At 72.3% G+C, this 21636-nt stretch carries 23 protein-coding genes; 17 read left to right on the top strand and 6 right to left on the bottom strand.

The genetic code is table 11. The features are described 5' to 3' along the window. Nucleotides 1-156 precede the first annotated feature (156 nt). The 3 genes from U870_RS0115685 to U870_RS0115675 all read left to right on the top strand — a co-directional run bounded on the left by U870_RS0115685 (nt 157) and on the right by U870_RS0115675 (nt 3900). Nucleotides 157-1119 (top strand): methylenetetrahydrofolate reductase, encoded by a 963-nt coding sequence (locus U870_RS0115685; protein WP_025158330.1) that lies wholly within the window; start codon nt 157-159, stop codon nt 1117-1119. After that, entirely contained in the window at nt 1116-3464 is a 2349-nt protein-coding gene (gene metE, locus U870_RS0115680) for a 5-methyltetrahydropteroyltriglutamate--homocysteine S-methyltransferase (protein WP_025158329.1), read from the top strand. The genes U870_RS0115685 and metE overlap by 4 nt, the downstream gene beginning before the upstream one ends. A gap of 85 nt (nt 3465-3549) precedes the next feature. Beyond that, nucleotides 3550-3900, top strand: a complete 351-nt coding sequence (locus tag U870_RS0115675) for a metallopeptidase family protein (RefSeq protein ID WP_025158328.1) — start codon at nt 3550-3552, stop codon at nt 3898-3900. 94 nt (nt 3901-3994) lie between these two features. On the opposite strand, the gene lexA is transcribed toward U870_RS0115675, so the two are convergent. Continuing rightward, a complete protein-coding gene (lexA, locus tag U870_RS0115670) occupies nt 3995-4678 on the bottom strand; it encodes a transcriptional repressor LexA (RefSeq protein ID WP_025158327.1) in 684 nt (227 codons plus the stop codon). A gap of 240 nt (nt 4679-4918) precedes the next feature. Here lexA and U870_RS0115665 point away from each other — a divergent pair, with 240 nt between their 5' ends. The 8 genes from U870_RS0115665 to U870_RS0115630 all read left to right on the top strand — a co-directional run bounded on the left by U870_RS0115665 (nt 4919) and on the right by U870_RS0115630 (nt 11131). Further along, nucleotides 4919-5287 carry a LysM peptidoglycan-binding domain-containing protein gene (locus U870_RS0115665; protein WP_025158326.1) on the top strand — a complete coding sequence of 123 codons (369 nt, stop codon included), beginning with the start codon at nt 4919-4921 and terminating at the stop codon, nt 5285-5287. Nucleotides 5288-5387: 100 nt separating this feature from the next. Then, nucleotides 5388-6506 carry a histidinol-phosphate transaminase gene (locus U870_RS0115660; RefSeq protein ID WP_025158325.1) on the top strand — a complete coding sequence of 373 codons (1119 nt, stop codon included), beginning with the start codon at nt 5388-5390 and terminating at the stop codon, nt 6504-6506. Continuing rightward, nucleotides 6503-7105: an imidazoleglycerol-phosphate dehydratase HisB gene (gene hisB, locus U870_RS0115655; protein WP_025158324.1), complete on the top strand. Its 603-nt coding sequence runs from the start codon at nt 6503-6505 to the stop codon at nt 7103-7105. The genes U870_RS0115660 and hisB overlap by 4 nt, the downstream gene beginning before the upstream one ends. After that, complete coding sequence (hisH, locus tag U870_RS0115650; protein ID WP_025158323.1) at nt 7102-7743, top strand: imidazole glycerol phosphate synthase subunit HisH; 642 nt, start codon at nt 7102-7104, stop codon at nt 7741-7743. The genes hisB and hisH overlap by 4 nt, the downstream gene beginning before the upstream one ends. Before the next feature lie 56 nt (nt 7744-7799). Continuing rightward, nucleotides 7800-8546, top strand: a complete 747-nt coding sequence (gene priA, locus U870_RS0115645; RefSeq protein ID WP_025158322.1) for a bifunctional 1-(5-phosphoribosyl)-5-((5-phosphoribosylamino)methylideneamino)imidazole-4-carboxamide isomerase/phosphoribosylanthranilate isomerase PriA — start codon at nt 7800-7802, stop codon at nt 8544-8546. Further along, nucleotides 8530-9405, top strand: a complete 876-nt coding sequence (locus tag U870_RS0115640; RefSeq protein ID WP_025158321.1) for an SseB family protein — start codon at nt 8530-8532, stop codon at nt 9403-9405. Before priA ends, U870_RS0115640 begins: the two co-directional genes overlap by 17 nt. Before the next feature lie 178 nt (nt 9406-9583). Then, nucleotides 9584-10423, top strand: a complete 840-nt coding sequence (locus tag U870_RS0115635) for an endo alpha-1,4 polygalactosaminidase (protein WP_029947694.1) — start codon at nt 9584-9586, stop codon at nt 10421-10423. 87 nt (nt 10424-10510) lie between these two features. After that, complete coding sequence (locus U870_RS0115630; RefSeq protein ID WP_025158319.1) at nt 10511-11131, top strand: NADPH-dependent F420 reductase; 621 nt, start codon at nt 10511-10513, stop codon at nt 11129-11131. A gap of 16 nt (nt 11132-11147) precedes the next feature. Here the strand turns inward: U870_RS0115630 and U870_RS0115625 are convergent, their stop codons facing one another. Then, nucleotides 11148-12386, bottom strand: a complete 1239-nt coding sequence (locus U870_RS0115625) for an MFS transporter (RefSeq protein ID WP_025158318.1) — start codon at nt 12384-12386, stop codon at nt 11148-11150. 78 nt (nt 12387-12464) lie between these two features. Here U870_RS0115625 and U870_RS0115620 point away from each other — a divergent pair, with 78 nt between their 5' ends. Both U870_RS0115620 and U870_RS0115615 read left to right on the top strand, forming a co-directional pair. Next, nucleotides 12465-13358, top strand: a complete 894-nt coding sequence (locus U870_RS0115620) for a LysR family transcriptional regulator (protein WP_025158317.1) — start codon at nt 12465-12467, stop codon at nt 13356-13358. Further along, nucleotides 13355-13567 carry an SCO4848 family membrane protein gene (locus U870_RS0115615; RefSeq protein WP_025158316.1) on the top strand — a complete coding sequence of 71 codons (213 nt, stop codon included), beginning with the start codon at nt 13355-13357 and terminating at the stop codon, nt 13565-13567. Before U870_RS0115620 ends, U870_RS0115615 begins: the two co-directional genes overlap by 4 nt. A gap of 74 nt (nt 13568-13641) precedes the next feature. On the opposite strand, the gene U870_RS0115610 is transcribed toward U870_RS0115615, so the two are convergent. Together U870_RS0115610 and U870_RS0115605 are read right to left on the bottom strand one after the other, a co-directional pair. Continuing rightward, nucleotides 13642-14025 (bottom strand): type II toxin-antitoxin system VapC family toxin, encoded by a 384-nt coding sequence (locus U870_RS0115610; protein ID WP_025158315.1) that lies wholly within the window; start codon nt 14023-14025, stop codon nt 13642-13644. After that, on the bottom strand, nt 14022-14246 hold the full coding sequence (locus tag U870_RS0115605) for a FitA-like ribbon-helix-helix domain-containing protein (RefSeq protein WP_025158314.1): 225 nt from the start codon (nt 14244-14246) through the stop codon (nt 14022-14024). Before U870_RS0115605 ends, U870_RS0115610 begins: the two co-directional genes overlap by 4 nt. Before the next feature lie 99 nt (nt 14247-14345). On the opposite strand from U870_RS0115605, the gene U870_RS0115600 reads away from it, so the two are divergent. From U870_RS0115600 to U870_RS0115585, 4 genes are all read left to right on the top strand, one after another. Further along, nucleotides 14346-14909, top strand: coding sequence for an HhH-GPD-type base excision DNA repair protein (locus U870_RS0115600; protein WP_025158313.1), 564 nt, complete (start codon nt 14346-14348; stop codon nt 14907-14909). A gap of 80 nt (nt 14910-14989) precedes the next feature. Next, nucleotides 14990-18496 carry a TM0106 family RecB-like putative nuclease gene (locus U870_RS0115595; protein WP_025158312.1) on the top strand — a complete coding sequence of 1169 codons (3507 nt, stop codon included), beginning with the start codon at nt 14990-14992 and terminating at the stop codon, nt 18494-18496. Beyond that, nucleotides 18493-18903, top strand: a complete 411-nt coding sequence (locus U870_RS0115590) for a helix-turn-helix transcriptional regulator (protein ID WP_025158311.1) — start codon at nt 18493-18495, stop codon at nt 18901-18903. The genes U870_RS0115595 and U870_RS0115590 overlap by 4 nt, the downstream gene beginning before the upstream one ends. Nucleotides 18904-18956: 53 nt before the next feature. Then, the gene (locus tag U870_RS0115585) at nt 18957-19382 is read left to right on the top strand and encodes a VOC family protein (RefSeq protein ID WP_025158310.1); all 426 of its coding nucleotides are present in this window, start codon (nt 18957-18959) and stop codon (nt 19380-19382) included. A 48-nt stretch (nt 19383-19430) separates the two neighbouring features. Here U870_RS0115585 and U870_RS0115580 read toward each other — a convergent pair whose 3' ends face one another. Next, nucleotides 19431-20348 (bottom strand): sucrase ferredoxin, encoded by a 918-nt coding sequence (locus tag U870_RS0115580; protein WP_025158309.1) that lies wholly within the window; start codon nt 20346-20348, stop codon nt 19431-19433. After that, nucleotides 20345-21636: cupin domain-containing protein (locus tag U870_RS0115575; protein WP_240183723.1), on the bottom strand; the 1292-nt coding region annotated here is incomplete at its 5' end. The genes U870_RS0115575 and U870_RS0115580, both read right to left, overlap by 4 nt.

The following is a 21636-nucleotide window of genomic DNA, read 5'->3' as shown; positions in this document are numbered from 1 at the left end:
TCCGGCCTTTCTCGCCTGTAGATTCGGCACTCAACCGCAGCGGGCGACCGCTCGGTGGTGCGACAGCCGAGCCCGGCACCCGCCCGCGAAACCCTGCTCCGCCGTCTTCGGTGGGGCCGGGTGTCCCGTGCCGCTGATCGACCACCTGAGGATGCCATGAGCTGTACCACCGCGCGGTACTCCTTCGAGCTCTACCCGCCGCGCTCCGAGCGGGCCGCCCTCGCGCTGCCCGCCACCATCGACCGGCTCGCCGCCGCGCGGCCGGACTTCATCTCCGTCACCTACGGCGCCAACGGTTCGTCGCGCGCCTCGTCGCTCGACGTGCTGCGGCACATCTTGGAGCACACCGACGTGAGCCCGATGGCCCACCTGACCTGCGTCGGCTCGTCCCACGAGGAGGCCAACCGGCTGATCCGGGAGTTCCTGGACGCCGGCGTGCGCCGCTTCCTCGCCGTGCGCGGGGATCCGCCCGAGAACGCGGCCGCCGGCGACGACGGCCTCGGCGACATCCGCAGCTCGGCCGAGCTGGTGCAGCTCATCCACCGCGTGCAGGCCGAGCGGGTGCCCTACGGCGAGCTGCCGGTGCCCGGGCTGCAGGCCCGGACCGTGCTCGCCCGCCGCGAGCACGTGCAGATCGCCGTCGCGGCGTTCCCGAACGGGCACCCCGCGTCGCACTCGGTCTCGCAGGACATCGACGCGCTGCTGGCCAAGCAGGCGGCGGGGGCCAACCTCGGCATCACGCAGCTGTTCTTCCACGCGGAGGACTATCTGTCGTTCGCGCAGAAGGCGCGGGAGGCCGGGGTCGCGTTCCCGATCCTGCCGGGCATCATGCCGGTCACCTCGCCGGCACGCCTGCGCCGGATGCTCGAACTGAGCGGCGAGGACCTCCCCAGCGACCTGGCCATCCAGCTCGAGGTCGAGCCGACCGACGAGGGCCGGCGCGAGATCGGCATCGAGTGGGCGGCGGGCCTCGGCCGGCGCCTCCTCGACGGAGGCGCCCCCGGCCTCCACCTCTACACCTTCAATCAGAGCGAGGCGGTGCTGTCCGTCCTCGACCGGATCGGCGCGCTGCCCGCCGACCACTCCACGTCTGACCTCAGCGAAAGGGAACCCGCATGACCTCCACCCCCCGCGCCGCCTTCCCGGCCGGCACCATCCTCGGCTACCCGCGCATCGGCCGGCGCCGCGAGCTCAAGAAGGCCGTCGAATCGTTCTGGGCCGGTGCGATCACCGCCGACGAGCTCGAATCGACCGCGGCCGGGCTGCGCGCCGCCACCCGCGAGCGTCTCGCCGCGCTCGGGCTCGGCCGTGCCGACGCCGCGATCCCGGAGAGCTTCAGTTTCTACGACCAGGTGCTCGACGCCGCGGTCACGGTCGGCGCCGTCCCCACCCGCTTCGCCGGGCTCGTGGCCGCGGACGGCACGGTCGACCTGGCCGGCTACTTCACGATCGCCCGCGGCGAGGGCGACAACGCCCCGCTGGAGATGACCAAGTGGTTCGACTCCAACTACCACTACCTGGTGCCCGAGATCGGCCCGGAGACCGACTTCCGCCTGGCCTCCGACCGGATCGTCGCCGCGTTCGAGGAGGCGCGCGCGGCGGGCTTCGTCACCCGACCGGTGATCGTGGGTCCGGTGACCTTCCTCCTGCTCAGCAAGGCCTCGGACGAAGCCCCCGAGGGCTTCCGCCCGCTCTCCCGTCTGGCGGATCTGCTCCCCGTCTACCGCGAGCTGCTCGCCCGGCTCGACGCCGCGGGCGCCCCCTGGGTGCAGCTGGACGAGCCCGCCCTCGTCAGCGAGAGCATCGAGGACGCGCGCCCGGAAGTCCTGGAGGCCGCGCGGCTCGCCTACGCCGAGCTGGGGTCCGCCGCCGATCGCCCGGCGCTCTTCGTCGCAGCGCCCTACGGCAGTCTCGACGACGCGCTCCCGGTGCTCGCGGCGTCGCCCGTGGAGGCGATCTCGCTCGACCTGGTGCGGGGCGAGCTCCCGGCCGGGCTGGACGCGCCGACCGCCGGCTCGCTCGCGACCAAGACCCTCGTCGGTGGCGTGGTCGACGGACACAACATCTGGCGCGGGGACCTGGAGGCGGCCTTCGGCACGCTGACGGAACTGCTGTCGCTCAGCCCGGACGTCGCGGTCTCCACCTCCACCTCGCTGCTGCACGTGCCGCACGACGTCGAGGACGAGCCCGAGCTCGACGCGCGCCTGGCCGGCTGGCTCGCCTTCGCCGACCAGAAGGTCGCCCAGGTCGCCGTGCTGGCGCGTGGGCTGGTGGACGGGCACGAGGCGATCCAGGACGAGCTCACGGCGGCGACGGCCGCGCTGGCCGACCGTGCCTCCGCGCCCGGCGTGCGCGTCGACGCCGTCCGTGCCCGGGAGGCCGCGCTGACCGCAGCGGACTTCCGCCGTGGCGACTACGAGGAGCGGCTGACGGCGCAGGAGGCCGCGCTCGGCCTGCCGTTCCTGCCCACCACCACCATCGGCTCGTTCCCGCAGACCGGGGACATCCGCCGCTCCCGCGCCCAGCTCGTGAAGGGTCTGATCACCGAGGCGGAGTACCTCGCCCGTATGCAGGCCGAGATCGCGCGCGTCGTGGAGCTGCAGGAGGAGATCGGCATCGACGTCATCGTGCACGGCGAGCCCGAGCGCAACGACATGGTCCAGTACTTCGCCGAGAACCTCGACGGGTTCGCCGTGACGCAGAACGGCTGGGTGCAGTCGTACGGCTCCCGCTGCACGCGTCCCTCCATCCTGTGGGGCGACGTCTCGCGTCCGCAGCCGATCACGGTCGACTGGTCGACCTACACGCAGAGCCTGACCGCGAAGCCGGTCAAGGGCATGCTCACCGGTCCGGTGACGATCCTCGCCTGGTCGTTCGTGCGCGACGACCAGCCGCTCGGCGAGACGGCCCGTCAGGTGGCGCTCGCCCTGCGCGACGAGATCGCGGACCTCGAGGAGGCGGGCATCCGCATCGTGCAGGTGGACGAGCCGGCCCTCCGCGAGCTGCTGCCGCTGAAGCGCGCGGCGCAGGAGGAGTACCTCGACTGGTCGGTGGGGTCGTTCCGGCTGGCGACGGCGGGGGTCCGCGACGAGACGCAGATCCACACCCACCTCTGCTACTCGGAGTTCGGCGTGGTGATCGACGCCATCCGCAACCTCGACGCCGACGTGACCAGCATCGAGGCCGCGCGCAGCCGGATGGAGGTCGTGCACGACATCCAGAGCTCCGGCTTCGAGCACGGCATCGGGCCGGGCGTCTACGACATCCACTCGCCGCGGGTTCCCTCCGTCGCGGAGGTCACCGAACTGCTGGAGACGGCCCTCTCGGCCATCCCGGGCCGTCAGCTCTGGGTGAACCCGGACTGCGGTCTCAAGACCCGCGGCTACGACGAGACGGTCGCCTCGCTGCGCAACATCCTGGAGGCGACGCGCGCGGTGCGCGAGCGCGCCTCGGTCGACGCGTAGCACGGACACCGGGGTCGCATCCCGCCGGTTCCGCCCTGGGCGGACGGCGGGGCGCGACCCCGACTCCGTGCGTCAGGATGGGCGCATGGTGCAGATGACGGACGCCGAGTTCGAGGAGCTGGTGGGCACGGTGTTCGACGCGCTGCCCGATGCGTTCGTCGGCCGGCTGGACAACGTGGCGTTCCTCATCCAGGACCAGCCGTCGGGCGACCGGCCCCGGTTGTTCGGACTGTACAGCGGGCGGCCGCTGACCACGCGCGGTGTCTACGGCTTCGGCGAGCTGCCGGACCGCATCACCCTGTTCCGCAACAACCTCGAGGCGAGCTGCTCCAGCATCGAGGAGCTGCGCGCCCGGGTGCGGGTGACGCTCGTGCACGAGATCGGCCACTACTACGGCCTCGACGACGCGAAGCTCCAGGAGCTTGGCTGGGCCTGAGCGCCGCGCGGCACTTTCGTCACGAATGTGGGGTTTGACGCGCGGATTCGCGACATTCGGCACGAATGCGCGGCGGCCCCGGTGAGGGGAGCGGTCAGACCGCGCGGAGGACCGCCACGACCTTGCCGAGGATCTGCGCGTAGTCGCCGAGGATCGGCTCGAAGTTCGAGTTGCGCGGCAGCAGCCAGGTGTGGCCGTCGCGCTGACGGAAGACCTTGACGGTCGCCTCCTCGTCGAGCATCGCAGCGACGATGTCGCTGTTCTCGGCGGTGTTCTGCTGCCGCACGACGACCCAGTCGCCGTCCGTGATGGCGGCGTCGATCATCGACTCGCCGACCACCTTCAGCATGAAGAGCTCGCCGTTGCCGACCAGCTGCCGGGGGAGCGGGAAGACCTCCTCCACCTGCTGCTCGGCCGTGATGGGCACGCCCGCGGCGATCCGGCCGACGAGGGGGACCATCGCGGCGTCGCCGACGGGGGTCTGGTTCTCGAAGTCGACGGACTCCGATGACGTCGACGGCAGGTCGATGAGGATCTCGAGCGCCCGCGGACGGTTCGGGTCGCGCCGCAGGTAGCCGCTCAGCTCGAGCTGGTTGAGCTGGTGCGTCACGGAGGAGAGGGAGGAGAGGCCGACCGCGTCGCCGATCTCGCGCATGCTCGGCGGATAGCCCCGCTGGCTGACGGAGCGCTGGATGGCATCCAGGATGGCGATCTGCTTCTCGCTGAGGTTCTTGCGGCGGCGCGTGCCCCCGCGCGGGGCCTGGTTCTCGTTCGACACGCTCGTCCCTTCGTGACCTCGACCGCATCCGCTCGTCTCGAATGTCGGTGGTGCCTGGAAAGGTGAACTCCAGACAATCGAAACTGTATCCACGATGCGCCCGTAAACAAACATGTGTTCGAGTGTGTCTCGAAATCCGTTCACGGATTTCTTGCGCGCATCGGGTCTTGCGATTTCGAACATTCGAAGATACATTCGGAACACAGCTTCGCATCCGCGATGCATAAGGAGGTCACGGCCATGAGCACGACGGCGATGGTGAGCAGCACGATTCCCGCTCTTCCCGCGGGTGCACGCATGCGGCTGCGTCTGACGCGGCGCGGACGGGCGGTCCTGACCGCCCTCGTGGCCCTGCCTCTGGTGATCGGAGCGCTCGCGTTCACCCTCAAAGGCGGCGGAGCCGTCGCGACGAGCGAGCAGACGCGCGTGGCGTTCCAGCACGTCACGGTCGAGTCCGGCGACTCGCTCTGGTCGGTGGCCGAGCGCATCGCCCCGAGCGCCGACCCGCGCGACGTGATCGCCGATCTGGTCCAGCTGAACGGCCTCGACGCCTCGGGCGTCGTCTCCCCGGGCCAGCAGCTCGCCATCCCGACGAAGTACAGGCACTGATCGTTCCTCGCGCGGGCGTTCCCACACGGGCGTCGCAGCGCGTCGGGCAGCGGTTCGTCATCGACGGGTTCCCGCCCGCCCGCATCGCTAGCATGGACGGGTGACCTCCCTCTCCGATCTCCCGATCCGTGACGACCTGCGTGGACGGACGCCGTACGGCGCCCCGCAGAAGTCGGTTCCCGTCGCTCTGAACGTGAACGAGAACACGCATCCGGTGCCGGAGGGCGTCGCGGCCGACATCGTGGCCCGGGTGGCGGTGGCCATCACGGGCGTCAACCGCTACCCCGATCGCGAGTTCACGGAGCTGCGCGAGGCGTTCGCGCGCTACCTCGGCCACGGGCTGGATGCGAGCCGGATCTGGGCCGCGAACGGATCCAACGAGGTCCTGCAGCACATCCTGCAGGCCTTCGGCGGCCCCGGGCGCAGCCTGCTCGGCTTCGCACCCACCTACTCGATGTACCCGCTGCTCGCCTCCGGCACCGGCACCGAGTGGATCGCCGGCGCGCGCGACGCCGACTACGAGCTCACCCCCGAGACCGCGGCGGCCGAGATCCGTCGCGCCGACCCGGACATCGTCATCCTCTGCTCCCCGAACAACCCGACGGGAACGCCCCTCGACCTCGCCACGATCGAGGCCGCCTACGACGCGTCCCGCGGGATCGTCGTGGTGGACGAGGCGTACGCCGAGTTCATGCCCGACGGCGAGCCGTCGGCGCTCACCCTGCTCGAGGGACGACCGCGCCTGCTCGTCTCGCGCACGATGAGCAAGGCGTTCGCCTTCGCCGGCGCCCGCGTCGGCTACCTCGCGGCGGACCCGGCGGTCGTCGACGCGCTGCGCCTCGTCCGGCTGCCCTACCACCTCTCGGCGCTCACGCAGGCGGCCGCCCTCGGTGCGCTCGCCCACGCGGACGAGATGCTCGCCATGGTCGGGGAGATCCGCGTGCAGCGCGATCGCCTCGTCGGCGAACTCGCCCGGCTGGGCTACGCACCGCACCGCAGTGGCAGCAACTTCGTGCTCTTCGGCGGCGTCGCCGACCCGCACGCGGTCTTCGAGGCGCTGCTCGAGCGGGGGATCCTGATCCGCGACGTCGGCATCCCGAACCACCTGCGCGTCACGGCCGGCACGGAAGCGGAGACGACCGCCTTCCTGGAGGCCCTCGCCGCACTCGGGCGTCCGGCCGCGGCGGGCTCCGCCGTCCCAGTAAACTCGCAGTCATGACGAATCGCACCGCCAGCCTGCAGCGGGAGACCAGCGAGTCGAGCATCGAGCTGAGCCTCGACCTCGACGGGACGGGCGTGGCCGAGATCGCCACGAGCGTGCCGTTCTACGACCACCTGCTCACGGCGTTCGCCAAGCACTCGCTGACCGACCTGCGCGTGCGCGCGAACGGCGACACCGAGATCGACGTGCACCACACGGTGGAGGACGTCGGCATCGTCCTCGGCCAGGCGATCCGTCAGGCGCTCGGCGACAAGAGCGGTATCTCGCGGTACGGCGACGCCCTGGTGCCGCTGGACGAGGCGCTGGTCCAGGCCGTCGTCGATCTCTCCGGCCGGCCCTACCTCGTGCACTCCGGGGAGCCCGCCGGCTTCGAGTTCCACCTGATCGGCGGCCACTTCACCGGCTCGATGGTGCGCCACGTCTTCGAGGCGATCTCGTTCAACGCGGCCATGACCACCCACGTGACCGTGATCGGCGGACGCGACCCGCACCACATCGCCGAAGCGGAGTTCAAGGCCTTCGCGCGCGCGTTCCGCCAGGCGAAGGCGCTCGACCCGCTGGTGTCCGGCATCCCCTCGACCAAGGGCGCCCTGTGACCGCTTCGGGCACTCCCGATGTCGTCGTGTTCGACTACGGCTCGGGCAACGTGCACTCCGCCGTCAAGGCGCTGGAGGCCGCAGGGGCGAACGTCGAGCTGACCGGCAACCGGCGACGCGCCCTGGAGGCCGACGGCCTGCTGGTGCCCGGCGTCGGGGCCTTCACCGCGGTCATCGACGCCCTCCGTGCCTCCCACGGTGACGAGGTCATCGACCGGCGGCTCGCCGGCGGGCGGCCGGTGCTCGGCATCTGCGTGGGCATGCAGGTGCTGTTCGAGCGCGGCGTCGAGCACGGCGTGGAGACGGAGGGACTCGGCGAGTGGCCGGGCACCGTCGATCTGCTGAAGGCGGATGTCGTGCCGCACATGGGCTGGAACACGGTGGACGCGCCGGAGGCCTCCACGCTGTTCGCCGGCCTGCGCGACGAGCGCTTCTACTTCGTCCACTCGTACGCCGCCCAGGACTGGACGCTGGAGGTGACGGGACCGTTCCCGAAGCCGCACGTCACCTGGGCCGAGCACGGCCCGCGCTTCGTCGCCGCCGTGGAGAACGGCCCGCTCAGCGCGACCCAGTTCCACCCCGAGAAGTCCGGCCGTGCCGGCATCCAGCTGCTGCGCAACTGGATCGGCACCCTCTAGCCGACCGCCTCAGCGCATCACCCGTCCGCCCGCGCGGACCCGAACGAGGAAACACAGTGAGCGAATTCAACAACACGCCCAAGCTCGTCCTGCTCCCGGCGGTCGATGTCGCCGACGGCAAGGCCGTGCGTCTGACCCAGGGCGAGGCGGGCAGCGAGACCAGCTACGGCGACCCGGTCGATGCGGCCGCCGAGTGGGCGGACGCGGGGGCGGACTGGATCCACCTCGTCGACCTCGACGCGGCGTTCGGGCGCGGCTCGAACCGCTCCCTGCTCAAGAAGGTGATCCGCCAGGTGCGCGGCGTCAACATCGAGCTCTCCGGCGGCATCCGCGACGACGAGTCGCTGGAGCAGGCCCTCGAGATCGGCGCGACCCGCGTCAACCTCGGCACGGCCGCGCTGGAGAACCCGGAGTGGGCGGCCCACGTGATCGGTCAGTACGGCGAGGCGATCGCCGTCGGACTCGACGTGCGGGGCACCACGCTCGCCGCTCGCGGGTGGACCCAGGAGGGCGGCGACCTCTGGCAGGTGCTCGACCGCCTCGAGGAGGCCGGCTGCGCCCGCTACGTCGTCACCGATGTCACCAAGGACGGCACCCTGCGCGGACCGAACCTCGACCTGCTCCGAGAGGTGATGGACCGCACCGAGCGTCCCGTCGTCGCCTCCGGCGGCGTCGCCAGCCTCGACGACATCGCTGCCCTGCGGGAACTCGTTCCGCTGGGGCTCGAGGGTGCGATCGTCGGCAAGGCGCTCTACTCCGGGGCTTTCACGCTGCCCGAGGCCCTGGATGTCGCGGGATACTGACCCGCTGGACCCGGGCGCACACGGCGGCGCCCGCGCGGACGCAGCCGGCGGTCCCGCCGCACAGCCGACGGAGAAGGGCGCCGATCGGCTGCGGAGCTTCGCGGCCTCGCTCGGCGACTCCGCCGGCCAGCCGTGGGAGGGGCGTCAGTTCGACGACAACCCGTTCGGCGACGACGACGGCACGGCTCCGCCCGAACTGCTCGGCGCCCTCGCGGCCTTCCGGGCGGGCGAGGTGGGCGCGGAGGCGGTGGTGGATGCGCTCCGCTCCTCCCGGCTCCTCATCCCGCTCGTGGCTGAGCTCGGCGACGAAGGGACGACCGAGACGGGGCTCACCGTCGACAAGTCGCAGGAGCTGTCCATCGTGACGGTCTCGGGCCCGGACGGCCGCAGCGTCCTGCCGGTGTTCTCGTCGGTGACCGCCATGCAGATCTGGAATCCCGCGGCGCGACCCGTCCCCGCGGACGGACGTCGTGTCGCGCTGGCCGCGGCGGCGGAGGAGACCGAGATCGTGGTGCTCGATCCGACCAGCGAGACGGAGTTCGTGCTGCGCCGGCCGGCCGTCTGGGCCGTCGCCCGCGGCGAGCAATGGCTGCCCAGCGACCGCGACCCGGCGGTGTCGGCCGCCTTCGACGCCTCCATCGCCACCGAACTCGGCGTGCACGCGGTGACACTGGCCGCCGGCGACCCGAGCCACCGCTTCGCCGGCGAGGAGCTCGTGGTGCGCCTGGCACTCGCGGGCGGACTCACGCGGGAGGAGCTCGACGCCATCCTCTCCCGGCTCGCGCAGCGCTGGGCGGCGGACGACGTGATCGCGACCCGCGTCGACTCGTTGCGCGTGCAGCTCAGCGCGGCCGAATGACCAGCGCGGCCGAATGACCAGTGCGGCTGACTGACCCAGGCGTGACGCTTGCGTCGTCGCGGAACGCTCTCGTAGTCTGAACGGGCCGTGGAGCGCCCTACCGGCGATCGGGGACCGACCGCCGGGCGTGACGCCAGAGATGAAGCTCGAGGCGGGGCCTCCACAGATCGGAGCACCGATGCGTGCCTCATCTCGCACTGTCCTGACCACCGTGCTCTCCGTGGGGGCGATCGCCGTGGCGATCGTGGCGGGGACGACCGTCGCCCAGGCGGCGACACCGGCGCCGCCGCCGGTGAACGCCCAGTTCGACTACCAGATCGGCGGGCCGTACACCCCCGCCGCCTCCGTCGGAATCGTCGATCGAGACCATACGGCCTCGCCGGTGACCGGGAAGTACAACATCTGCTATGTGAACGCGTACCAGACCCAGCCCGACGACTCCACCACGTGGGCGGGCGCGAACAGCGACCTGATCCTGCGCAACGCGAAGGGGGTCAAGGTCGGCGACCCGGAGTGGAACGAGTACCTGCTCGACACCTCCACCGCCGCGAAGCGCACGCGGATCGCCGCCATCGTGAACGGCTGGATCGACGAGTGCGCGTCCAAGGGGTTCCAGGCGGTGGAGCCCGACAACCTGGACTCGTGGACCCGGTCGAAGAGCGGCGGGAAGCAGCTGCTGACGAAGCAGAACAACGTCGACCTCGCGACGCTGCTGGCGGCCCACGCGCACCAGAAGGGTCTCGCGATCGCACAGAAGAACACCACCGAGCTCGGCTCGGCAGGCAAGAACACGGTCGGCTTCGACTTCGCGATCGCGGAGGAGTGCCAGTACAACACCGAGTGCGACGCCTACACCTCGGTCTACGGCAACAACGTGATCGAGATCGAGTACACCGACAACCCGCGCTCCGCGTACACACAGGCGTGCGCCGCGCAGGGCAAGGACATCTCGGTGATCCTGCGCGACCGCGACGTGGTGGCCAAGGGGAACAGCGCGTACCGCTACGAGTACTGCTGAGCGACCGCTGCGCTCAGGGACGTCCGCGGTTGCGCGCGCAGCCGCGGACGTCCCGTGCCGCCGCTGTCACCAGGTGAGGGAGACGCGATGAGGATCGGGATACTGGGCACCGGCGCGATGACGGCGGCGCTGGGCAGGCGGCTGACCGGTGCGGGTCACGATGTGATGATCGGCTCGCGCGACCCGCTGCGCGCCCGGGAGCTCGCGCGCGCCATCGGGGCCGTCGACGGGACCGATCACCGTGGAGCGGCGACGGCCGACGCAGTGATCGTCGCGGTGCAGGACGCCGTGGCGCTCGACCTCGTCGGTTCGCTCGCCGCCGAGCTGGCGGGGCGGGTGCTGATCGACATCGGCAACCCGATCGATCCGCCTCACTTCGAGAGCCGTTACGGAGCGGGACCGTCGCTCGCCGAGCGGATCGCGGAGGCGGCGCCCGCGGCGCGTGTCGTGAAGGCGTTCAACACGGTCTACGCGGAACTGCTCGCGGAGGACGCCGTCGAACCGGTCCAGGTGCTCCTCGCGTCCGACGACGAGCCGGCCAAGGACGTCGTGGCGGGGCTGGTCGCGGCGATCGGGTGCGAGCCGTTCGATGTGGGTCCGCTGCGGATCTCCCGGCACCTGGAGCGGCTGGCCGGCTTCGAGGTCGACCTGGTCGCGCGCGGATACGCGTCGGCCACGGCGATCCGGATCATCGACCGCCGCGGCTGACGCGCACCCGGAGGGGTCAGGCCGTGCGCAGCATCCGGAGGCCGCCGAACAGGGCGAGCACCCCGACGACTCCGACGAAGACGACGAGCACCGGCACGAGCGGCCAGACGATCAGCGCGACGCCGACGAGGAGCACCGGCAGTGCGAGCCCGACGTAGGCGATCAGGAAGATCGCCGCCAGCACCTCGCCCCGCCGCTCCGGCGCGGCCAGCGCGGCGGTCGCTCCGATCGCGGCACGGAACAGCAGTCCGACGCCCGCGCCGGCGAGGATGCCGCTGATCAGGAAGACCGCCAGCGACGCGACGAGCACGCCGACCGCCAGCCCGACCAGGCCGGTGAGCATGAGGACGAGGGCGAGAGCGAGCTGGGTGCGCATCCGGAGCCGCGCGAAGACGATCTGCGACAGCGCCGATGCGGCGAACACCGAGAACGGCACGGCACCGGCGAGCAGGTGCGACGACTGATGCAGGACCCCGGAGACGACGCTCGGGGCGAGCGACGTGAACAGGCCGAAGACGGCGAAGCCCGCGAAGGCGGCGACCGCGGCGGCGGAGAACGCGCCGCGAGCGGAGGCGGGGAGGGAGACACGCTGCGGGCGGTAGGCGGGACGCTCCTCCGCACGTTCGACGGTCTCCGGGACCAGCGCCACGGCGAGGGCGGCCACGGCGAGCAGGACCAGGAACACGACGTAGGGGAGGAGGAGGGGCTGCGGGAGGAACTGCGCGAACGCGCCGCCGATCAACGGTCCGAGCGCGAGGCCGCCGGTGTTGACGACGGTGGAGACCGTCCCGGCCAGGCGCGGCCCTTCGGCCGGGCGGGCGACGGCGCGCAGCTCGCTGAGATGGGCGGTCGCGCTCGCCGTCAGGGCCCCGACCCCGATCCCGGACAGGACGCGGGCGACGATCAGTCCGGAGACGTCGTTCCAGACCAGGAACAGCGCGGCCGCCACGATCTCGATGAGCACGGCGATCAGCACCATCCGTCGCCGGCCCGCCCAGTCGCTGAGGTGTCCGATCAGGAAGAGGCTCGCGATCACCCCGACCGCGTACGCGGCGAAGACGACGGTGACGACCCAGGTGGGGAAGCCGTCCCGCGCCTGGTAGAGCGCATAGAGCGGTGTCGGAACGGTGGAGAAGGCCATCACCGCGAGGAACGCCGCGGCGACGACCCAGAAGCCCGTGCCGTGGCGCAGCTGCCAGCGGCGGGTGGGAACGGCGGGGAGAGGCGAGGTCTCGGGTTCGCGGATCGTGGTCATGCTCCGAGGATGCTCCCGATCGGCGATCGAGTCCAACGGATAACATCGATCCTGGCCATCGAAGGATACGATTGCCGCATGGACACCCGTCAGCTCGCCTACTTCGTGGCCGTCGCCGAGGAGCTGAACTTCACCCGCGCCGCCGACCGCGTGTTCGCCGCTCAGTCGACCGTGTCCGCCGGCATCCGGGCCCTCGAACGCGAACTGGGCACCCCGTTGTTCGACCGCGACCCGCACGGCGTGCGGCTGACGCCCGCTGGGGAGGCGGTGCTGCGGGAGGCGCGCGGCGCGGTCGAGGCGTTCGACCGGATGCGCGACGCGGCGCGCGGGGACGGCGAGCTGCGCGGCGTCGTGCGGGTCGGCATCTTCACCAACCTCACCCCGATCGATCTGCCGTCGATCATGGGTGCGTTCCACCGGCGGCACGCCCTCGTCGACCTCCGCCTCGGCCCGTCGCCGAGCGGCTCGACGGGACTCGTGGAGGACGTGCGCCAGGGGCGGCTCGACGTCGCGTTCGTCGGACTCCCCGACCGGCTGCCGGGGCTGCTCGAGCGCGAGCTCGCCGTCTCCCCGTTCGTCGCGCTGCTGCCGGAGTCGCATCCCCTCGCCGGACGCGCGGAGGTCTCGCTGACCGAACTGGCGGACGAGCAGTGGGTGGACGCGCGCGCCGGGTTCGGCAACCGCGTCACGCTCGACCGGGAGCTCGCGGCTCGGGGGATCGTCCGCCACATCCCGACCGAGCTCTCCGACCTCGGAGAGATCCCGCGGTTCGTCGCGGCGCGCCTCGGCGTCGCCGCACTGCCCGCGCTGACCGTCATCCCGGCGGATGGCGCGGTCGTCGTCCCGCTGCGCGAACGGATCGAGTGGCGGCTCGGGATGGTCGCCCGGCCACGGCCGTCCGCCGCGGCGACGGCCCTCCTCGACCTCGTGTCCGAGCGGTTCTCGCCGTCCCGTACGCTGGAGGGACGATGACCGTCTTCGCCGCCCTCGTCCTGTTCCTCAACGCGCTGTTCAACGTCTTCGCGTGGCCGCGCTTCTTCACCCGGGTCCGGAAGGACGCCCGCGCGCGCGACGCGGCGGGGCGCGCGACACCGTTCCTGGTGGTCCACGCGGTGCTCCTCGGGGTGGCGCTGCTGCTCGCCGTGGCCTCCGTCGTCGCGGGCGTCCTGCTCCTCGTCTGAGGCCCGTGCGGCGTCCGGCCCTCCGTGGGACGATGAACGCATCGGCAGTGGCCGGCCAGCTGACCGCCTGAAGATCACGGCAGCAGCGCGCAGTCCGGAACGGCTGCTGCGAGACGAGCATCGAGGGTCAGCAGCGAGCTCTGGGCCGCGCGGGCGAGCACGACGTACATGGCGTCATACGCGCTGACGTTGTGCCGCAGGGCATGAACGGCGGGCAGCGTGGGCATCATCGGCACCTGCTCGACACCGAGTGCGTCGAACTCACGGAACGCGCGCAGCGCCTGCTCCTCCGTGATCTGCCGACTGAGCGACCACCCGCGGATGACGGAGGCGACCTCCGCCGTGAGGTGCTGCGGCGCCAGCAGGTCGTGGCCGCCGATCAGCGCGGCCGCCCTGTGTCCTGCTTCGGTACCGAACAGGATCTCGGCGACCGCAGACGCATCGACGACGAGCGTCATCGACCCGGGCGCTGTTCGGCGAGGACGTGCGCGGCCGGTGACAGCGTGGCGACGCCGCGGCTCGCGATCCGTTCCAGTAGTTCAGTGCGGCTCGGACGCGTCGCCAGGCGGTCGAGTTCGCGCAGGAGGTAGTCGCTCAGCGAGCGGCCCTCGAGCGCCGCCTTCGCCTTGAGCGCACGGCTGGTCTCCTCGGAGACGTTGCGGACCTGGATCGTCGTCATGCAACCAGCATACAAGACATGCACTTTGCATGCACACCGAGAGCAAACGATCCGGATTGTCGCTCCGTCCAACCCGAGCCTGGTGGAAGACTGGAGGGCATGAGCCTGCACATCACCGCCGACGAGTCCGCGGACGCCCTGCTCGACAGCTCCCCGTTCGCCCTCCTCGTCGGGATGCTGGTCGACCAGCAGGTCCCGATGGAGACCGCGTTCGCCGGCCCGGCGAAGCTGCGCGACCGGCTCGGCGCGCTCGACCCCGCCCAGCTCGCCGCGCTCGACCCCGACACGCTGCTCGAGGCGATGAAGCAGACGCCGGCCGTCCACCGCTTCCCGGGCTCGATGGCCGGTCGGGTGCAGGCGCTCGCCGCGGCGATCGTCGGCGACTGGGGCGGCGACACCGCCGCGATCTGGACGCGGGACGATCCTTCCGGGGCCGAGGTGCTGCGCCGGTTGAAGGCGCTGCCCGGGTTCGGCGAGCAGAAGGCCAAGATCTTCCTTGCCCTGCTCGGCAAGCAGAAGGACCTGCAGGCGCCGGGCTGGCGTGAGGCGGCGGGCGACTACGGTGCGGAGGGCTACCGCTCGGTCGCCGACATCGTCGACGCGGACTCCCTCGCCCGGGTGCGGGAGCACAAGCGAGCGATGAAGGCGGCGGCGAAGGGCTGACCGCCGGCGCCCGACGGCGGCCCGGGTCGTGTCGGGGGTCTCGGCTAGGTTGGGGGGACACCCGACGGAAGGGGCTGCGCGTGTTCGTGCTCGACGGAGTGATCGTCACCAGCGCCAGCGACCTGACCGAGGCGTCGAAGTGCGAGTTCGCCTTCCTGCGCTCGCTCGACGTGAAGCTCGGGAGGCTCGAGAAGGCGCCCGAGATCGAGGACCCGATGTACGTGCGCTCGTCGCGCCTCGGAGACGAGCACGAGCACCACATCCTGGAGCGCTATCGGGAGCGGTTCGGTGAGGCCGTGGCGGAGATCGGGCGACCGGAGTCGTTGACGGCGGACGCCCTCGCCCAGGCGGTCGCCCAGACCTCGGCGGCCTTCCAGAGCGCCGCGGAGGTCGTCTTCCAGGCCACGTTCTTCGACGGAGCCTTCGTCGGCTTCGCCGACTTCGTGGTGCGCCGGCCCGACGGTCGCTACCGTGTGCAGGACTCCAAGCTGGCGCGCAGCGCCCGGGTGACGGCGCTGCTGCAGCTGGCCGCCTACGCCGACCAGTTGCGCCGGCTCGGCGTCGACACCGACGAGACCGTGGAGCTGCTGCTGGGCGACGGCTCCGTGAGCGAGCACCGGCTGTCCGACATCGAGCCCGTCTACCGCAAGCGGCGCGCTCGGCTCCTCGGCATCATCGACGCCCACGTCGCCGATGCCGGCCCGGTGGCCTGGGGCGACCCGCGCTTCACCGTGTGCGGCCGGTGCGACACGTGCGACGCCGAGGTGCAGGCCGCGCGCGATGTCCTGCTCGTCGCCGGCATGCGGGTGACGCAGCGCGAGCACCTGATCGCCGCGGGCCTCGGCACCATCGACGCGCTCGCGGCCTCCACCGGGCCGGTCGACGGCATCCCGGACGGCACGCTCGACGGGCTGCGCGAGCAGGCCCGGCTCCAACTGCGAGCGACGGCGGGCGAGGCCCCTCCGGTGCGTGTCTTCAACGCGCCCGTGCTCGCCGCCCTGCCGCACCCCGACGCGGGCGACCTGTTCTTCGACTTCGAGGGCGACCCGCTCTACACCGAGGGTTCGGGGGAGCGCTGGGGCCTGGACTACCTGTTCGGGATGGTCGACGTCCACGCCGAGTTCACGGCGTTCTGGGGCCACGACTTCGCCGCCGAGCGGGTGGCGCTGGAGTCCTTCCTGGCGTTCGTCCGGGAGCGGCGGGCGCAGTACCCGCGCATGCACATCTACCACTACGCCGCCTACGAGCAGACCCACCTGCTGGCGCTCGCCGCGCGGCACGGCGTGGGGGAGGAGGAGGTCGACGGCCTGCTGCGCGACGGCGTGCTCGTCGACCTGTACCCGCTCGTGCGCAAAGCGGTCCGCGTCGGCTCGCGGTCGTACTCGATCAAGAAGCTCGAACCGCTCTACATGGGCACCGAGCTGCGGCAGAGCGAGGTCACCAACGGCGCCGATTCGATCTCGGAGTACGCCAACGCGCGCGATCTGCTCGCGCTCGGCCGCGACGCCGAGGCGCAGCCGCTTCTCGATGCGCTGGGCGACTACAACCGCTACGACTGCGTGAGCACCCTGCGGCTGCGGGACTGGCTGCTGGCGCGGGCGGCCGAGAACGGCATCCCGGTCGGCACCTCCCCGGTCGACGACCTGGAGGTCCCGCCCGAGGAGTCGCCGCTGCGCGCGGCCCTGCTCGGCTACGCGGGCGATCCGCTCGACCCCCACCGCACCCCGGATCGCGCCGCCGTCGCGCTGGCGGCCGCGGCGATCGACTTCCACCGCCGGGAGCAGAAGAGCTTCTGGCAATCGCATTACGCGCGGCTCATCCAGCCGATCGAGGAGTGGGCCGAGACACGGGACGTGCTCGCGGTGGACTCGGTGCGCGTCGTGCGGGACTGGCACCAGGACGACGGCCAGCGGGTCGAGCGCCGGGAGCTCCTCCTGAGCGGTCAGTGGGGCGCCGGCAGCTCCGTCCGGGTCAGCGAGCGCGGCGGGCCGTACCTGCTGTACGAGTTCCCCGGTCCGTTCCGGCAGCCGCGTGCCCAGCCGGGCTCGCGCACGGCCCGCACCGTCGCCGTGATCGGCGCGACGGACGACGGCTCCGTCATCGTGCGAGAGACCCTGCCGCGCGATGTGCTGCCGTACCGCGACCGGCCCACCGCGCTCACCCCGGCCGCGCCGCCGGACGCCCGCCGGCTCGGCGAGGCCATCCGGGAGTGGGGGACGGGCCTGCTCGGTGCGCTCCAGGCCGGGACCTGGCCGGTCGACGCCACCGTCGACTTGGTGCGGCGCACCCCGCCGCGGACGTCGTCCGGCGCGCTGGCGGAGGAGGGGCCGGCCGACGGGAGCGGCCGCATCGCCGCCGTCGTGGCCAGCCTCCTGGACCTCGATCGCTCCTACCTGGCCGTGCAGGGCCCTCCCGGCACGGGGAAGTCGTACCTGGGCGCGCACGTGATCGCCCGTCTGGTGGCCGACCACGGCTGGCGCATCGGCGTCGTCGCCCAGTCGCACGCCGTCGTCGAGAACCTGCTCGACCGCGTCGTGGCCGCCGGTCTCGACGCCGCCCGGGTCGGCAAGACCGCGAGCTCGACGGCCGACCCGGAGGCCGCCCGTGCCTTCACCGTCCTCCCCACGGACGGTCAGCTGGAGTTCGCGGAGCGGAACGCCGCCGGCGGGTACGTCCTGGGCGGCACGGCGTGGGACTTCGCCAACCCCGGCCGGGTGCCGCGGGACAGTCTCGACCTGCTGGTGGTCGACGAGGCCGGCCAGTTCTCGCTCGCCTCGACCATCGCCGTCGGGGTCGCCGCGCGCAACCTGCTGCTGCTGGGAGACCCGCAGCAGCTGCCGCAGGTCAGTCAGGGGCGGCATCCGGAGCCGGTCGACGGCTCGGCCCTCGGCTGGGTGAGCGACGGTCACGACGTACTCCCGGCGGAGTTCGGCTACTTCCTCGCCGAGAGCCGCCGCATGCACCCGGCCGTGGCCGGACCGGTCTCCGTGCTCTCGTACGAGGGACGGCTGCACGCGCACCCCGACGCGGCCCGGCGGCTGCTCGCCGGGGTCGCCGCCGGCGTCCACCCCGTTCCCGTCGAGCACGCCGGCAACGCGACCGCGTCGCCCGAGGAGGCCGCCGTCGTCGTCGAGCTGGTGCGCGACGTGCTCGGGCGGTCGTGGAGCGACCCCGCTTCCGGTGTCGACGACCACCCGCTCGGGCCGGACGACGTGATCGTCGTCACGCCGTACAACGCTCAGCTCGCCGAGGTGCGGGCGGCGCTCGACGCGGCGGGCCATCCCGCCGTCCGTGTGGGCACCGTCGACAAGTTCCAGGGCCAGGAGGCGGCCGTGGCGATCGTGAGCCTCGCCGCGTCGAGCGCGGCCGACGCCCCGCGCGGGATGGCGTTCCTGCTGATGAAGAACCGCCTCAACGTGGCGATCTCCCGCGCCAAGTGGGCCGCCTTCCTCGTGCACTCGCCGGAGCTGTCCGAATTCCTGCCGACCACCCCGACCGGTGTGACCGAGCTCAGCGGGTTCATCCGGCTGGTCGAGTCCGAACCCGCCTGGTCGACGGCGGCGGACCAGGCTACGGTGGCGGTGTGAGTCCCGAGGAGCTGCAGACGCTCGCGGCCCTCCGCCGGGCACGCGACCTTATCGACCGCGACTACGCGAAGCCGCTGGACGTGCCGACGCTGGCCGCACACGCCTACATGTCGGCCTCGCACTTCTCCCGCCAGTTCCGCGCCGCATACGGCGAGACCCCTTACAGCTACCTGATGACCCGGCGGATCGAGCGGGCGATGGCGCTGCTGCGGACCGGGATGAGCGTCACCGACGCCTGCATGACCGTCGGCTGTACGTCGCTCGGCTCGTTCAGCGCGAAGTTCAGCGAGCTCGTGGGGGAGACGCCCACCAGCTACCGCTCGCGGGAGCACCTCTCGGTCGCCGCGATGCCCGACTGCATCGCCAAGCAGCGGGTCCGCCCGGTGCGGGACCACCAGCGCGGCTGAGTCGAGCAGTTTTGGAGAAGCACGGACCCGCTCCCCGTTCCTAGAGTGAGGTCATGACCATCTCCGTGCACTTCGTCGACATCATCGCCACCGACCCCGCCGAGTCCCTCGTGTTCTATCGCGACGCGCTCGGCCTCGACGTCCTCAACGACGTCGCCTACGACGGCCACCACTGGATCACGATGGGCGTCGCCGGGGAGCCCGGCTCGCAGATCGTGATCTCGGATCCGTACGCCGGCCGCCCCCAGGCCGACGGCGACGCGCTGGCCGCGCTCGTGGCCAAGGGCACCCTCCCCGGCGTCGTCTTCAGCACCGACGACGTGGACGGGCTCTTCGAGCGCGTCCGTGCGTTCGGGGCCGAGGTCCTCCAGGAGCCGATCGACCAGTTCTACGGCTCGCGCGACTGCGCGTTCCGCGACCCGGCGGGCAATATGGTCAAGATCCAGCAGTGGGGCGTCGCAGCGGCCCAGACCGCGTAGCCGCGACCCGGGCCGGGCTCCGCCCCGCGTCCGGAGGCTCAACCGGGCTCAGCCGGGCTCGACCCGGGCTCGGCCGGGCTCGACCGAGACCGGCACGAACTCCCGCACCGGGTGCGCGATCGTCGCCGCGCACGTGCTCAGCAGCGGTGCGGACAGCCGTTCTCCGACCTCCACCCGGACGGGACCCTCGGCGTGCTCGAGTTCGACCGTCCAGCCGTGCGGATGCGGGTGCTCGGCGCGCACGCGGTAGGCGCCGATCGCGTCATCGCCCGAACGGTCGCGGGCGAACGCCTCGGCGGCCTGGGCGACCGTGCTGAGAGAGGTGCGCCCGCGCAAGTAACGCGGATCGATCCGGCCCGCCGCGTGCCGGGCGACCACCGTGAGCGCCTCGCCGGCCGGGACCGCGCCGTAGAGCAGGCCGTGCGGGAAGACGATCATCGTCGCGGCGAAGCGGTCGCCTCCCAGGTGGGAGCACTCCCACGTCTCCTCGGGATGCTCCGCGGCCAGAGCGGCGACGACCGGGCGTCCGCGCACCGCGCAGCACTGGTCGTGCCGCGCGTGACTGCAGACGGCGTAGACCGGGCGGGGGTCCGCGGTGCCCGCGCTCCCGTCCAGGGGGATCCCGAGCAGGTCGCGCGGGTCGTCCACTGCGCCCCAGCGGATCTCCTCGCGGCCGGGCCGGGCGTCCACCACGGCCCATCGCCACGATCGTTGGCCGCGGCGCTCCTCCGCGCGCAGCCCCGTCCGGCGGATGGCCAGCGGGCGCACTCCCGCCGCCTCCGTGCGCGCCACGAGGGCGGCACCGATCGCCGGGTCGAGGGCGGACTCGACGAAGGCGTGGCGCCCCCACCCGCTCTCGATCTCGACCAGCAGCCAGCGTTCGCCGAACCCGGCGGTTCCGGTCAGCGGATCCCCGCGCTCCCGGGCGCGGTCGCTGCAGGGCAGCCAGTCCGGTGCGACGGTCACCGCTCGGCGACCACGACGACACCTTCGCGCAGCAGCCGACGGGCGACGACGACGGCCGACTCGGGATCGAGCCCGGGCAACTGCGCCACCGCGAGAGGACCGTCGTGCTCGCTGCCCGGGTCGAGGAGCCGTGCCACCGCCTCCCGCGCGGCGATCGGGAACGCGATCGTGCGATCCGGCAGGCGCACCGTGACCGTCTCGACCTCGGTCGTGATCGCCGGCCGAAGACCCGGGCGGGCACCGATGACCGTGCGTCCGTCCAATGCGGCGACGGCGTCGACCGTGGTCAGCGGGCGCACGGGTGCGGGCGGCGAGTCCCGCCGCCGCCGGGCACGCAGGCGCTCTCCCACCGCGGCGGCGACGCCGGCCCGGCGGGCGGGGTCGTCGAGGGCGGTGCGCAGCGCGTCCAGCGCCGCCTCGACCTCGCGAGTGAGCGCCGGTTCGTCGGCGGGATCGAAGCCGAGAGGGAGCGAGGCGCGCAGCTCGGGGATGTCGGCCGTGCGCGACACCGCCTCCTCGACGATGTCGGTGCGGGTGTACGCGGCGACTCCCACCGTCAGGTGGATCGACAGGGCGCCGAGCGCGGTCGCCGAATGGATCCAGCCCCGCGGCAGGTAGAGGGCGTCCCCGGGCCGGAACGTCTCGTCGATCGCGGGCGGCTCCTGCGCCCGGGCCGCGACGGCGGTGCGATGGTCCGTCCACGGCTGCCCCCGCAACGGGTCGGGGTGCACCGGTGCGTGGATGCGCCAGTGCTTCTCCCCGGCGATCTGCAGGACGAACACGTCGTGCACGTCGTAGTGCGGATCGAATCCGCGGGAGGAGGCGGGGGTGATGTAGGCGTTCACCTGGCAGGGATGACCCAGTTCGGCGGAGAGCGCCCGCGCGAACCGGGCGATCGGCTCCCACGTCCGATGGAGACCCTGGAGCACGAGCGTGGCACCCGCCGCCAGCTCGGCCAGGACGCGGTCGCCGGAGACCTGGTCTCCGATCTCGGCGCCGAAGCCGCCGCCGGAGGTGTAGCGCGACGGCGGCAGCACGTCGCCCTCCTTCGCCATCCGCGCGAACGGGGTGCGCAGCGCCCGATCGGCCACGAGCTCGTCCACGGCGTCGGGGCCGAACAAGTCGGAGAAGTCGCCGCCGAGATCGGCGGCGCGCGTGAACAGCGGTGCCCGTGCCCAGTTGGCGACGGCGAACTCGGCGTGGGAGATGGCCACGCAGCGCGAAAGCGCGGGCCGGTCGCCCGGCCCGCGCTCGTCGTCCACCATCAAGCGGATCCGTCGGCTCCGCC

Source organism: Leifsonia aquatica H1aii (assembly GCF_000633535.1).
GTDB classification, from domain to species: Bacteria; Actinomycetota; Actinomycetes; order Actinomycetales; family Microbacteriaceae; genus Leifsonia; species Leifsonia aquatica_A.
This window is presented reverse-complemented; position numbering and strand designations above follow the sequence as displayed.

Excerpts from the sequence above, each read along its gene's own strand:
- U870_RS0115685 (WP_025158330.1), top strand. The coding sequence starts at position 157 with ATGAGCTGTACCACCGCGCGGTACTCCTTCGAGCTCTACCCGCCGCGC.
- metE (WP_025158329.1), top strand. The coding sequence starts at position 1,116 with ATGACCTCCACCCCCCGCGCCGCCTTCCCGGCCGGCACCATCCTCGGC.
- U870_RS0115675 (WP_025158328.1), top strand. The coding sequence starts at position 3,550 with ATGGTGCAGATGACGGACGCCGAGTTCGAGGAGCTGGTGGGCACGGTG.
- U870_RS0115665 (WP_025158326.1), top strand. The coding sequence starts at position 4,919 with ATGAGCACGACGGCGATGGTGAGCAGCACGATTCCCGCTCTTCCCGCG.
- hisB (WP_025158324.1), top strand. The coding sequence starts at position 6,503 with ATGACGAATCGCACCGCCAGCCTGCAGCGGGAGACCAGCGAGTCGAGC.
- U870_RS0115640 (WP_025158321.1), top strand. The coding sequence starts at position 8,530 with ATGTCGCGGGATACTGACCCGCTGGACCCGGGCGCACACGGCGGCGCC.
- U870_RS0115635 (WP_029947694.1), top strand. The coding sequence starts at position 9,584 with ATGCGTGCCTCATCTCGCACTGTCCTGACCACCGTGCTCTCCGTGGGG.
- U870_RS0115630 (WP_025158319.1), top strand. The coding sequence starts at position 10,511 with ATGAGGATCGGGATACTGGGCACCGGCGCGATGACGGCGGCGCTGGGC.
- U870_RS0115625 (WP_025158318.1), bottom strand. The coding sequence starts at position 12,386 with ATGACCACGATCCGCGAACCCGAGACCTCGCCTCTCCCCGCCGTTCCC.
- U870_RS0115620 (WP_025158317.1), top strand. The coding sequence starts at position 12,465 with ATGGACACCCGTCAGCTCGCCTACTTCGTGGCCGTCGCCGAGGAGCTG.
- U870_RS0115615 (WP_025158316.1), top strand. The coding sequence starts at position 13,355 with ATGACCGTCTTCGCCGCCCTCGTCCTGTTCCTCAACGCGCTGTTCAAC.
- U870_RS0115610 (WP_025158315.1), bottom strand. The coding sequence starts at position 14,025 with ATGACGCTCGTCGTCGATGCGTCTGCGGTCGCCGAGATCCTGTTCGGT.
- U870_RS0115605 (WP_025158314.1), bottom strand. The coding sequence starts at position 14,246 with ATGACGACGATCCAGGTCCGCAACGTCTCCGAGGAGACCAGCCGTGCG.
- U870_RS0115600 (WP_025158313.1), top strand. The coding sequence starts at position 14,346 with ATGAGCCTGCACATCACCGCCGACGAGTCCGCGGACGCCCTGCTCGAC.
- U870_RS0115585 (WP_025158310.1), top strand. The coding sequence starts at position 18,957 with ATGACCATCTCCGTGCACTTCGTCGACATCATCGCCACCGACCCCGCC.